The organism is Chryseobacterium binzhouense, assembly GCF_007474545.1.
In the GTDB taxonomy this organism is placed as follows: Bacteria; Bacteroidota; Bacteroidia; order Flavobacteriales; family Weeksellaceae; genus Chryseobacterium; species Chryseobacterium binzhouense.
Genome location: NZ_VKOG01000004.1, coordinates 159,369 through 173,058, shown reverse-complemented (window position 1 = coordinate 173,058; position 13,690 = coordinate 159,369). Strand labels below are relative to the sequence as shown.

Annotated in this window: 10 protein-coding genes; 7 read left to right on the top strand and 3 right to left on the bottom strand. The window is 35.0% G+C overall.

The window, feature by feature from the left end:
• Positions 1-12: 12 nt before the first annotated feature.
• On the bottom strand, positions 13-723 hold the full coding sequence (gene deoD / locus FNE73_RS11570) for a purine-nucleoside phosphorylase (RefSeq protein ID WP_143884762.1): 711 nt from the start codon (positions 721-723) through the stop codon (positions 13-15).
• A gap of 309 nt (positions 724-1,032) precedes the next feature.
• Between deoD and FNE73_RS11565 the strand changes: the two genes are divergently transcribed.
• From FNE73_RS11565 to FNE73_RS11540, 6 genes are all read left to right on the top strand, one after another.
• Complete coding sequence (locus tag FNE73_RS11565) at positions 1,033-1,671, top strand: hypothetical protein (RefSeq protein ID WP_143884761.1); 639 nt, start codon at positions 1,033-1,035, stop codon at positions 1,669-1,671.
• A 135-nt stretch (positions 1,672-1,806) separates the two neighbouring features.
• Positions 1,807-2,940 (top strand): AAA family ATPase, encoded by a 1,134-nt coding sequence (locus FNE73_RS11560; protein ID WP_143884760.1) that lies wholly within the window; start codon positions 1,807-1,809, stop codon positions 2,938-2,940.
• On the top strand, positions 2,913-3,656 hold the full coding sequence (locus FNE73_RS11555) for a hypothetical protein (RefSeq protein ID WP_143884759.1): 744 nt from the start codon (positions 2,913-2,915) through the stop codon (positions 3,654-3,656). The genes FNE73_RS11560 and FNE73_RS11555 overlap by 28 nt, the downstream gene beginning before the upstream one ends.
• Positions 3,647-6,037, top strand: a complete 2,391-nt coding sequence (locus FNE73_RS11550; protein WP_143884758.1) for a hypothetical protein — start codon at positions 3,647-3,649, stop codon at positions 6,035-6,037. Before FNE73_RS11555 ends, FNE73_RS11550 begins: the two co-directional genes overlap by 10 nt.
• Positions 6,027-7,682, top strand: coding sequence for an APC family permease (locus FNE73_RS11545; RefSeq protein WP_143884757.1), 1,656 nt, complete (start codon positions 6,027-6,029; stop codon positions 7,680-7,682). Before FNE73_RS11550 ends, FNE73_RS11545 begins: the two co-directional genes overlap by 11 nt.
• The gene (locus FNE73_RS11540) at positions 7,675-8,688 is read left to right on the top strand and encodes a hypothetical protein (protein ID WP_143884756.1); all 1,014 of its coding nucleotides are present in this window, start codon (positions 7,675-7,677) and stop codon (positions 8,686-8,688) included. Before FNE73_RS11545 ends, FNE73_RS11540 begins: the two co-directional genes overlap by 8 nt.
• Before the next feature lie 68 nt (positions 8,689-8,756).
• Here the strand turns inward: FNE73_RS11540 and FNE73_RS11535 are convergent, their stop codons facing one another.
• Both FNE73_RS11535 and FNE73_RS11530 read right to left on the bottom strand, forming a co-directional pair.
• Positions 8,757-10,853, bottom strand: coding sequence for a T9SS type B sorting domain-containing protein (locus FNE73_RS11535; protein ID WP_143884755.1), 2,097 nt, complete (start codon positions 10,851-10,853; stop codon positions 8,757-8,759).
• A gap of 135 nt (positions 10,854-10,988) precedes the next feature.
• Positions 10,989-11,786 (bottom strand): hypothetical protein, encoded by a 798-nt coding sequence (locus FNE73_RS11530; RefSeq protein WP_143884754.1) that lies wholly within the window; start codon positions 11,784-11,786, stop codon positions 10,989-10,991.
• Positions 11,787-11,983: 197 nt separating this feature from the next.
• On the opposite strand from FNE73_RS11530, the gene glgP reads away from it, so the two are divergent.
• On the top strand, positions 11,984-13,648 hold the full coding sequence (glgP, locus tag FNE73_RS11525; protein ID WP_143884753.1) for an alpha-glucan family phosphorylase: 1,665 nt from the start codon (positions 11,984-11,986) through the stop codon (positions 13,646-13,648).
• Positions 13,649-13,690 lie beyond the last annotated feature (42 nt).

The following is a 13,690-nucleotide window of genomic DNA, read 5'->3' as shown; positions in this document are numbered from 1 at the left end:
ATGTTTTTCAGATTAAATTACCTTTAATGCAGATTCCAGAGCTAATTCTATCATGGGTTTTAAAGCTCTTTCTCTTTCGTCAGCAGAAATTTGTTCATGAGTAGGAATAATATCCGAAACGGTGAGAATAGTCGCTGCATTTTTCCCTAATTGTTTAGCATTGGCAAACAAACCGAAAGCTTCCATTTCTACAGCAGGACAGTTGTATTTTGTAGCAATTTCAGGAACGGCAGGATCTTTTCTGTAAAAAATATCACTGCTGTGAATATTGACAGGTCTTGATGCTAATTCCAGTTCTTTTGAAGTCTCATTGATGATGTCATAAATGTTTCCCTGGTGTGAAAGGATATCTTCCTCAAATCCCCATGCAAATTTTGCATACGTACTCTCGCTTGCTGCATTTTCCACGTTCAGGAGATCAAATAATTTCACATCATTAGAATATCCGCCGCAGGTTCCGATTCTGATGATTGTATCTACCTCGTATTCCGTAAAAAGTTCAAAAGAATAAATTCCGATGCTTGGAAAACCCATTCCGCTTGCACCAACGGTAATTTCTTTGCCTTTATAAGTTCCTGTATAATAAAAAATGCCTCTTGTCTGACTGACCAATTTTGCATTTTCAAGGAAATTTTCTGCGATATATTTTGCTCTTAAAGGATCTCCCGGTTGTAAAACTACTTTTGCGATTTCTCCTTTTTTGGCACTGATGTGAATGCTCATTTTTTTAATTTAAAAATTTTCACAAAGATAATAATTAACTGAATTATCAGACTCAGGTATTTTTAATGTATTTTCATCATATCTAGTAAAAATTTTTTGATAAGGTCGAATATTTTTTTAGGAGCTTTTTCCCGCTTTCCGCTGTATCTTTTTTGCGGCGGCTCCGTTTCACTTCGCCGCCACAAAAAAGGATGCCGCTGCAATCGGGGCTAGAATTCAGGTTTTTCATCAAAAGACATCTTTAAAAGATGATAAAATCAACATGTTAAAATTCAGATAATTCGGAAAAAATTTTAAATTTGTTCAGCAATGCAAAATAAATCTCCATTTTTAGATACAATTTTACAACTCAGAAAAGACGGCTCACTGATCGTCTATTCAGATCTTCACCAAACTTCTGCAAAAGAAGAACAGGATGCAGCAGATTATCTTCAATCAGAATTTGAAAGAGAAAGACTCAATTTTCTTGCAGATACAATATCATTTAGCAAAAATGCAGCAATTTGGGCGGCAAAAGTTGTTTATCATAGTGCACAGTTGTACCTTATAAGAAAAGATACGACAAAAGATTTGCAGAAATTAATTGTAGATTTTCAGAGTGAAAAAGATATTTCGGCAATTATTTCGGCAGATTTAACTTTAAGATTTTTACCGCAAATTTATGATGCATTACAGGTTGCAGATTCCGAAGATCCATTGATTAAAATGCTGGAAAATATTTTAAAACAGTTTCACTATTCAGCGGTTGGATGTGATCTGGATCTTGAAGAAATCAACTGGGAAGAAGAGTTAAAAGACAAAACTTACCGAAAACTATATCTCGAAAGAATTGTTGAGAAAAAAGATTATAAACTTGCTGAAATTCCATACATCAATCAATTACTGATTGCGGAATTTGGCATTTATAAAGATATTTATTGGAAAGAACTGAAAACAACAGAAAACTAACCTTTGCTCACTTAGTTAAGTGAAACGCCTTAGCGAACTTAAAAACAGTTAGTAGTCAAAAAAAACTTTGCGGACTTTGCGTTTAAAAAACAGTTGCAATTAAAAAAGAAGTCAATAATTACAATAAAAAAACAAATGACTCAAAATATAGAAAAATTAAACAAGGTTTTAGCCTTCGTAAAAGATACATTTGTCGGAAAAAATGACGTCGTCGATTTATTGGGAATCTGCCTTTTGGCAAGAGAAAACGCATTTTTGTACGGACCTCCCGGAACCGCAAAATCTGCCATTGTAAGAACGTTGGCAAAAACAGTAAAAGACGGAAAAAATTTCGAATATTTATTAACCCGTTTTACCGAGCCGAACGAAATTTTCGGTCCTTTTGATATCAGAAAATTAAAAGAAGGAGAATTATTAACCAACACAGAAGGAATGATGCCCGAAGCATCCATGGTTTTTCTGGACGAAATCTTCAATGCTAATTCAGCCATTCTGAATTCCCTGTTGATGGCTTTAAATGAAAAGATTTTTAAAAGAGGAAAAGAAACCAAGCATCTTCCCGCGCTCATGTTCGTGGGAGCAAGCAACGTTCTTCCTGAAGATGAAGCCTTGAACGCGTTGTTCGACCGCTTTCTGATCAGAATTAATGTAGATTATGTTCATCCCGATCTTCTTCAGCAGGTACTTTTAGCCGGAAGAAAACTGGAAAACAATACCGAAACAGAAACTCCGGAAATTCTCTCCCACGAAATAAAAGAACTTCAGAATTTGTGTAAAACAGTCGATCTGAGACCGATTTACGAAGTATATTTAAATACAATCATCAATCTCCGAAATACAGGAATTGCTATTTCTGATCGTAGAGCCGTAAAATTACAGAACCTCATCGCAGCAAGTGCTTTAATTTGTGGCAGAAACGAAGCCATTTTGTCAGATTTGTGGGTGCTGAAACATATTTGGGATACCGAAGAACAGATTGAGATTTTAGAAGGCATCATCAACAGAACGATTGAAATAGATGACAACCCCAAATCTCATCCTCAGGCAATGCAAAACAAAACGCCGAATCCGGAAGAAGTGATGAAAGATGTAAAAATCCTGATTGAAAGATGGAATCAGGGTTCTTTAAGTTTTGAAGAGCAGAACGTGATCAAAGATAAACTAAGATATCTTCAGACGCGATGCGAGTGGATCAGAAATCCTGAACAGAAACAGTACATTCAACAGGAAATTGAAAGTCTATGGCAAAAGATCCTTCAAACAGTCTAAAAGAGTTCTGGGCAGAAATTCCGCGTGCAGATGAAGATTTTCTGGGTTCCATCCGTGACTGGAAAAATGTTCAGATTGCCTTGGAGGAAGACGTAGTTTGGCTGAAAGGTTTTACCGACGAACAGGCTGTTTCATCTGAAATTCAGCAGTTGCCTAATTTTCTGCTTTATGAATTAAGAGACGGACTTTTATTCAGGAAAGAGGCTCTGGTTCCAAGCAAAAAAATGAGAACGGCTTTGCTCTGGACTCCTATTGATAAAGCTTTAAGGCTAAAATTTCCTATTTCCAACAATAATTTTTTTGGAATTGATGGAAAAATTGAAGTCAAACTGAAACCCAGCGAAGAAGAGCATCCTGCAACGGTTTTATTATGTTCGATTGCTGAAATTAAGGATGTAATGATAACCTTGCCTAAATTTAAATTAGAAAAAATCAACTGGATTGTGGTTGGAAATAAGGCACTGTTTACCGGAATACCATTACTTAGTTTCCCTGGAAAAACATTTTGGGAGAAGGACGGACATTTTTTGCCAACCGGTTTTGATTTTGAATTTAAAAATCTGAGTGTTTTATTGCAGAAAAAGTACAATGAATGTGATGAAAAATGGCTTTTATGGAACGAAAGCGGAAATGTTTTGCATCTTAATAAAGATGATTTCCGGAAGTTATCTGTAAGTTCATTTCGTTTAACAGAAAAATCTTTGGAATGGATGTAAAAGAGTATTTTCAGTCGTACGAGGATTTTATTTGGGAATGGACAACCGATGAGGATATTCAGGATGATAGCGAATATAACGAAAATAATCTCATCTCTATTCCTGATATTGGCGTTATTGCCTATCGTTCTTATATTATAGAAGTTCTCAATACTTTGGAGAACGGGCTGCCTTTGTTTAGTCCTTTTTTGTTGGTTCTTTATGCTACAAACGAGGGATATATTGATTTAATAAGTCTTGAGAATTTGCTTAGGAAAAATCCCAAGAGCTCAGTAAAGTATATTGGAGATTTTATTGATCCTTCGGTAAGATTTTTAAATAATCTCAATCATCTGCCTTCAAATTATAAAAAAGGACAAAACCGGATTTTATTAATTCAGACTTTGTTTACTGATGATTTCAATTCAATTAGCGTTCGTACCTCTAAAGAAATTCTGTCAGAACTTAAAAAATCTCCTTTTTTAATAGGTGCTTCGGCAAATAAAATCGAAATAACGATTGCTAAATTTTCCAGAGACTTAAGGGTTTTGAACAGTTTAAATAGTAAATTTCCAACAACAGAATCTATTATTAATGCAATGAAAGGCATTATTGATATTCCGGAACTGGAAGATGAAGTCGTGGAAGAAGAAACCACCGTTGAAACTGATAAAGATTTTATTCAGGAACTCATTGAAGAGCCGAAAACATTTCAGATCGGAAGCTTAATTAAAAGAATCTGGAGCGGTCTGAAAATTCCGATGCGTCATCTTTCGCCGGGAGAACAGCCGATTGGAGGAATCTCGGATATAACCAACAAGGGTGATTTCAACAAAATGCTTTTGTCAGAATTTGCCAATGAGGATGAGGTTTTTATGAACCGTATTGCGAACAATGAAGCGTTGTTTATTCAAAGGGAAATTCCACCTGAAGAAAATATTTTTGAAAGAATTATTTTAATTGATACTTCCCTGAAAAACTGGGGAACCCCAAAAGTTTTGGCGTTTGCATCGGCAATTGCAGTTATCAAGCATCCAAAAGCGTATTCAGAATGTAAAGTTTTTGCATTAGGAAATGATATTTTCCCGATTTCTCTTAACAGGGTAGAAGAGGTAATAGAAAACCAAAATCATGTAAGTCCGGTTCTGGAAGTTTCAGAAACACTCGAAAAGTTTTTTAGCGAAGAGCATACAGAGAACGATCTGGAAGTATTTTTCATCACTAATCAGGAGAACTTAAATCATCAAAAAATTCAGAAAGTTATTCATGAAAACAGAGACCGTCTGAAATTTTTGGTGACGACTTCCGCAAATGGTGAATTGAACTTTTACAAGCACCATAAAGGGACGAGAAAACACATTCAGAAAATCATGCTGCCATTGCAGGAATTGTGGGCAAATCCGCCGAAAAAGACCCATAAAAGTGATAATTTGCATAGAAGAAGATTAAAAGCAACTGATGTTCCGATAAATTACCCGATTTTGTTTCCGATACCAATAAACAAGATTGCTGCATTTTTATATGAAGGTGAATTTTTCATTTTAAGTGCTAAAAAACAGCTTTTGAAAACTTATCTTTCAGATAATTATTACAATCGGGAATATTATGACCAATATAGAATTCATCGTGGATGTGAGGTTTTGATCGAAAATATTTCGGTAAAACCGAGAGGTCAGTTTGCATTGGCAAAAAATAAACAGCAGCATTTTATTTTATGTCAGTATCAGTCAGATAAAAAACTGATTTCTAAACTCAATCTGAATACAAAAGAATATTCTGAACTAAATTTATCTGAGCATAAAATTCCGTTGAATTTTGAAGTAAATTATTTCAACAGAAAATTTTATCTGAGAAATGATGATTCACCATGGATTTTTGAAATAAATATTGACGGACAGATATCTTTAGAATCGGTAAAGAATGATCCTGAAATAACCAAAAGCAACACAAAAGTAAAAACGGAATTGGAAAGATTGCAATATGGTTCTAATAAACTTCTGAGTAATTTTAATTTCATAGGAATCAATGGTACAAAAGATTTGGTTATATCTAAATATGCATTGGAACCTGATTACAACGAAGCATTAATTTTAACAAAAAACAAATCAAAGGTTGAAATATTCGCAACAAAAAATAAGAACAAATTTACTTTTTCTGAAGGCAGTGAAATTATCACAGACTCTCGTGGAATGATGACTTTCAATAGCAGTAACAAAAACATTCCTGCTTTTTACATCCCGACTTCCATTCAACGATATTTGGCAATCGGAACCAAAACTGAATTTTCAGGCTCAGAATATTTTCTTCCGCAGGAAAATCTGCTGAAAATGAAGACAACAGAGCAAATGTATGAGGAATATCTAACGCCTTTTATAGATCAAATTTTGGATTATGGAATTTAGAATTAAACCTTTTCCGAAAAATTCTTATCCGAAAAGAGGACTTTTAATCAAAGGTTCTGCACCGTATTTATGGCTTCGGGAAATGGATCTTTTAAATATTGATCTGGATGAAGTCCGTTCATTCCCGGTTCCTTCAGATGAGCCGAATGTTTTGTACGGATGTTTCCTGGTTTTCAAAAATCTGGCTCCGAATGAAATCGGAAAAAATTCTTACGTTCAATGCGTTGAAAACAAATTTTTCATTCCGGAAAACACCATTTTTTATCCTAAAGTAAATCCTGAAGAATGGCAGAATATTGAAGCGCAATACCTCATCATGCATCCCGAATTTGGTTTGGTGAAGTTAAATGAAGAAATCGACTGGCTTTCTCTCATTCAGTATCCGGAATTATCAGCCGAGACAATTCGTAAACCTTTGAACGGAGTGGGAATTCCTTCCGAAATCAGGAGTTTTATGGTTGAAATGGATGACGAAAAAGTTCTGGAGTCACTGGAAAAGCCGCAAACTGAAGAAGAATGGATGAAAAACCTGCCTTTTGACATGAAAAAAGTGATGGCAGGTAACAAAAAAGAAATCGAAAAATATTTAAAATATATTGAAAAATATCCCGACAGAGCAGTTGAACTTGGCGTTCCGCTTGATATTATGGGAACTTCAAGAGGAGATGGTTTCAGCAAATTCAGATTTGGAAATTCGTGGTGGAATAAAATTTTTGGAGAAAGCAATTCATCAAAAAGTTCAGGTTCAGAAAAATACCGCTGGGTTTTTTGGATGTTTTTGATTGTACTGGCTTTAGCAAGAATCGGGTTTTATCTTAATAAAGATGAAAATCAAGCCGGAGAGAAGAAATTTGTTGGCAATGTTGAAAGTCAAAAAGAAGCCGAAAATATTTTAGCATTCAAATCGGGAGTTACAGAGATCAACCAAAAAATAGATTCTCTATACAGAAAAAGGAGAGGAAAGCTGATGAATGATTTTACAATGGCTCAATCTGAATCTTTCCGTGGGAAATCAATGAAAGAAGTAGAAAAAGACATTCAAAAATACCGGGAAGACGAAAAAAAATCAAAAGATTCGCTGAAAGGAATTTACAGCCTGAAAATAGAGGAAGTTGTTGTCAGAAAAATGCAGAAAGTTCAGGATGAAGTTTTAGATTCACTTAAAAAGTCCGGCACCGGAAATCAGGCAGATGAAGGCGTATTTAAATCTGTTCTTACGAAAAAACAAAAAATGATGGAAGATTCTCTGGGGAGATTTTACGGAACCATTGAGCCAGTATCTGAGATTCCGGAAAATCCTCAGTCTTATCTGGAAGGAAATAATGTGTCGTCAGATGATCAACCTGAAAGCGTTTCGCTTTCTGAAATTTTAGGACTGATTGTTTTGATAGCAGGAGGAATTGCGCTGTATTTCAGGCTCTTTAAAAAGAAACAGATTCATTTGGGAGGTGATAATCTTTCTCAGGGAATGAAAGTATTTCTTATGGTTCTGCTTGTGGCAATGCTGGTTTATATTTTTTATCCTTTGGTAGAAATGTTCGGCTACAACTGGCTGTTCTGGATACTCGTGATTGCAGTTATACTGGTGCTTTATCGTCTTTTCAGTGAAGACAAAACCATTTTAAATACCGATAAAGATGAATAAGCAGAAGTATATAGACAAATTTATGGCTGCATTTTTTATTCTGGCAATCTTCAAACTGATCGGAATATTTGCGCAGCTTTTTCACAAAAGTTTCTGGAGTGTAGTGGGAACTTTAGTGCTGTTTCTCGTAATTGCATTCATTGTTTTTTTAGTTTTAACATCTTTAAAAGATAAAGAAAAAAACTCTTCAGGAAGAAAAAGATCAGGCAATGGCAGTTTTTATCTGGAATCAGCATTATTTGATAAACTGAGAAATAAGTATGAAGAACTGGCGCAGAAATATATTGATGAAAAAGAATATACCCGTGCGGCAAAAGTATATATGAATTTGCTTCAGGATAATTATCGGGGCGCAAAAACGCTGGAAGAAGGCGGTTTATATAATGAGGCAGCAGTTATTTATCTTAAAAAGCTAAAAAATAAATCTGAAGCTGCCTATTGCTACGAAAAAGCAAAACAGTTTCATAAATCTATAGATTTATACAAAGATTTAGGGCAGAAAGAAAAAGTAGGAGATTTGTATAAGCAGCTGAATGATATGGAAAATGCCAATACATATTATCAGATGGTGGTAGATGATTATGTGAATAATAACCAAATGTTGAAAGGCTCTCTTATTTATAGAAAAAAAATGGAAATGCCTGAAAAGGCACAGGAAATTCTTTTGAAAGGCTGGAATGAAAGTAAAGATGCCTTCAATTGCCTGAATAATTATTTTGTGAATATTAATGATGTGGATATGTTGAATGATAAAATTCAGGAATTATATAAAGTTACTCCCGCAGAAAAGAAACTGACTTATCTGGAAGCGATGAAACATGAGTTTAAAAAAGATCATAAGCTTCAGTCTGTAACGAGGGATATTGCTTACGAGATTATTGCTGAAAATGCAGATAAAAATTCTTCTATTGTTAATGAGCTGAAATATTTTAATCCGTCTGATGAGATTATTCTGAAAGATATTTCAAGGTATAAAACAGGAAAGAATAAAATTTTTAGAAATTAAAGGGATTGCCTTTTATGCAATAAAAAAAACCGCCGGTTGGCGGTTTTTCATGGTTATCAGAGTTTAGATTATTCTCTGTTTTTTACTAATACCCAACCGGAGTATTTCATTAGGGTACTGTTTTTATCATTTTCATTCCATGTTACAGAAAACCAATAGTTTCCGGTAGGCACTTTTTTGTTTCCGGAAGTTCCGTCCCATTTATAATTTTTAGATTGATCAGCATGGAAAATCATATTTCCGTATCTGTCATATACATCAAAAACCAGATTTTTCTTATTGGCTAATGCAGAATAATCTATTGAGTCGTTATATCCGTCACCGTTTGGAGTAATAACATTGATGATATTAGGAACAACAATAGAAATTTCAATCGGAGTACAATCATACAGGTCTTTTACATAAATTTTATGATCACCTCTTTTCAGATTACTAAAGACATTAGAATCCTGCCAATTAATGTTGTCTATTGAATATTGGTAAGGTGATGTCCCTCCGTTTACATTGATGGTAACAGTGGTATTTGAAATACTTACACTGGTAATTACAGGATTTTCAGCCGGATAAATTCTCACCGTCTGCATAGAAATACAGTCTCCTGTTTTTAGTTTTACCCAATAAGTTCCCACTCCTACATTCGAAATAGTTTGTGTAGTAGCTCCCGTGCTCCATTCGTATCCGCTGAATCCTGCTCCTGCATCCAGTGTGGTTCTGTCTTCCATGCATATTGTTTTATCTTTCAATACGGTAGAATAAACCGGTGGAATAACTTCCAGAGTAATTTTTGCAATATTATAACATCCGTTATTATCTGTTACTCTTACGTATACGAATGAGTTGGGCGCAATAAAATTTAGAGGATTTAAAATTTCATTGGTTTGATTAACAGCATCAGTCACAGAAGGATAAAACTTTTTGGTTGTTCCCGATTGTGATGTTACATTGGCGATGGTAAGATTAAAAGATGCCGTTTTTGATTCGGTATCTAAAGTACAAACTCTTAAAGTAGTATCGTTTACTGCAAATGAGGGGTAAAAACTTAAGGTAATCGCTGCGGAGTCAGAACATCCCTCTGTGGTAGTTACCAAGGCATAAATTGTTCCTTGAGCAGAAAGATATTGTGCCGGATTTGAGATCTGAGAAGTTCCCGCATTAAGATCTGACATAGACGGATAATATTTAATCGTCACATTTGTACCGGAAAATACATTGGCAGTAGTAAGATTAAAAGTAGCCTGTCCGCTTTGATTATTGTTGCAGGCATAAATAGTTACATCATTAGCAACAATATTGCCTTGTTTAAATTTAAATGTACCAATTTGTCTGCAAGAATTAAGAGGATTATTGGGATTAGCAGGATCCTGATAATGAATACTGTAATAATAAACTGTAGTTGTATTTACCGTTTGCGGAGTGGTAATTGGGTTTGCCCCTGTCAGCGCATCATTTTGAGAAGTATGATACGAAATCGTAAAATTTGGATTTGAATTTAAAATTCCCGTAGAAAGTGTATTGAAATTAAAAACTGCAGGGCTTACACAGATAAGAATTTCTCTCGGATCATTAGGATTTGTTGCAGCAACTCCTGGAGGTACAAAAGGATTGGGCTGAAGCGCAGGATTTGTAAACGGTGAAGCTAAGGTTGCGGTTCCGCCCCAGGTTAATGAAAAAGGTGCTGTAGTTGAGCTTCCCGCACCTACCCAGTTATCAATATACAAGTAATAGGTTTGTCCAGCAGTCACATCAAGATATTGGCAGTAAGGTGTGAGCGAACCTCCAGCTGCATTGGTTATTGTACTGGTCATATTCAGTCCTGTAGATGCGCCGACTCCAATAACTGTTGCTGCGTTACAGCGAATGGGAGATCCGAGTGCTCCGCAGGAAGCATTGGGTCCGTAAATAGCCCAGTCGTAATCCGCATTTGGATCTGTTGGTACGAGATCAAACGTCAGTGTTCCGCTTGTAGCAATGGTAAGTTTATACCAGATCGAATTGTGTTCACCACTGGTGAGACAGCCTCCCAACGATTCATTAACGTTTCCAATTCCGGAAGGACTGTAGGTTATGGTAGAATTTCCGCAGACTGATAATGCAGTAGAGCAATCTGCCTGAGCGAAAAAAGATGATGAAACACAAAAAAGAATAAATAGTAGAATTTTTTTCATATTTAATTGATTTTAAGGTTAAAAGGTATTTCAAATATAATGAATTTTAATTAAAAATCACTTTTTTAGGATAAATAATATCATTTAAATAAGAAAAAATACTTTCTGTTATTAATCTTTTAGTAATATGTGGTATTATTTGATGCTTGTAATATTTCCATATAAGTTTTCAAGATGCAGTATCTTGTGAAACGGACTTTTTACTGAGTCTAAATGTTCCCGATCCTGAATAAAAGTATATCTTGAGGCAATAGAATTCATATCCGATACAATCACAAGCCAGCATTCATCAACAGTATTGTCGTAGTAGGGGAATTTCTCATTTTTCTTTTCAATCAGTTCTACAATTTTTTCAGAACACAGCTCATCAAACAAATTCATATTGTATTCATGGGTAATAAACACGTTTCTTCGGTGGGATGATTTGCGAAGACTTTTTACGTTCCCGAAAGGTTTTTCTTTTTTGATGCTTTTATAAATGTTTACAATCATTTCCTGTTGTTTTTCGAGACTCTCAAGCCGGAGATGCGGATGAAATTCCAAAAAATAAACGCCACGATATTTCGCAGCGTTTTCCTGTTCCAGTAATATTTCAGCCTGACGGAAAATTTTATTCAGATTGCTTTCAATTTTTTTCATTTCGAGATGATTGATCACTTCTGTAAGTTCAATTCCGATTTTTTTATCATTCAATTTAGCAATGAAATCAGGGCTTTCGCAAGTCAGGTTTTCAAAAGTGATTTCGGGAAAATGATGCATAAATGAATTCAGCAAAAGAATTTCTGTCTTTTTCTTATATTTTTCACGTTCGTGAAGCTGCGACTCATCTATGGTACGATGATATTTTTCAATAGGCTTTTTTTTCAAATGCTTATTGAGATAATACAAACTGAGATTTTTTACCAAATCTTCTTCAGAAAACGCTCTTTTCATGGTGCTGTATTTAAAATGAATACTTACACAAAATCTGGAAATTAGTTTTGAAGGTTTTGATTATCAAAAAATTACATTTAAAGGTAAAGAAAATTATTATTCTGTACAGCTTTTTAAAATAATTTATTAAATAATTAATACAGAGTTTATTTTCTTATTCAATACCTTTGTTTCTTTTTAACACAAACAAATGATTTATGGATTTTAAAAATTATACAGTACCTTACAGCATCAACCCTAAATATTCTACGAAAGTTGCTTATTTCTCCATGGAATTTGGCATTGAACAGGTCTTGAAAATCTACTCCGGCGGATTGGGATTTTTGGCAGGTTCTCACATGAGAAGCGCTTATAATCTTAATCAGGATCTCGTGGGAATAGGAATTTTGTGGAAGTTTGGCTATTATGATCAGGCAAGAAATCACGATCAGACTTTACAGCCGGTCTGGACAAAAAAAATGTATAGTTTTCTGGAAGATACCGGGATAAAATTTCAGATTGAAATTCACAGTGCTCCGGTTTGGGTAAAAGTCTGGTATCTGGATCCTGAAATTTTCAATACTGCACCGATGTTCTTCCTTTCTACAGACGTTCCGGAAAATGATCATATCTCAAAAACCATTTGTCACAGATTATATGATGCCAACGAATCTACAAAACTGGCTCAGTACATCTTGTTGGGTAAAGGTGGTGCTAAACTTCTGGATGAAATGAATATTGAACGGGATGTTTATCATCTCAACGAGGCACACGGATTACCTGCTGCTTTTCATCTCCTCAAAAAATATAATGGAAATTTAAAAAAGGTAAAACAGAAATTAGTTTTTACCACTCATACTCCCGAAGAAGCCGGAAACGAAAAGCATAATCTGAAATTATGCTATGATATGTCTTATTTTTCAGGATTAAGCATTGATGAAGTGAAGGAGCTTGAAGGTAGTGAAGGGGAAATGTTCAATCATTCACTTTGTGCTTTGAAAATGGCAAGAATTGCCAACGGTGTTTCTAAACTTCATGGTGAAGTTTCCAGAGCAATGTGGAGCAAATACAGAGGAATCTGCGAAATTACCTCAATTACCAATGCACAGGAATTCAAATACTGGGGCGATAAGGAATTGTATATTGCTAAAGACGAAAACAATCACACGATCTTTGATTACCGCAAAAAATTGCTGAAAAAAAGGTTATTTAAAATTGTAGCAGATCAGACGGGAGATTTATTTGATCCGAATATTTTTACCATTGTATGGGCAAGAAGATTTGCAGGTTACAAAAGAGCAGATTTGCTTCTTCATGATAAAGAAAGATTCAGAAAGCTGCTGAATAACCCGAAATATCCTGTACAGATCATTTGGGCAGGTAAACCATATCCGATGGATTATACCTCTATTTCCACCTTTAATACGTTGGTGGAAGAAAGCAGTAATCATAAGAATATGGCTGTACTTACGGGTTATGAGCTGGCTTTAAGCAAATCTTTGAAACAAGGTTCGGATCTGTGGCTCAACAATCCCAGAGTTCCGAGGGAAGCTTCGGGAACTTCAGGAATGACGGCTGCAATGAACGGTTCTGTGAATCTTTCTACCGATGACGGCTGGATTCCAGAGTTTGCTAAACATGGCGTAAATTCTTTTGTTGTTCCAAAGGCAGATTACATGAATATGAGCATTTATGAACAGGATAATTATGATCTCAACACATTATATGATATTTTGGAGAACGAAGTACTTCCTATATATTATGATAAGCCAGATCAATGGAGAAAGATTCAGCATAATTCAATGAAAGATGTAAAGGATTATTTCAACAGCGATAGAATGGCAGACGAATACTACAGTAGTTTATATAACCATAAATCGTAGTGATCTAATATTTAAACTAAAAAAATCGGTCTGAATACTTTC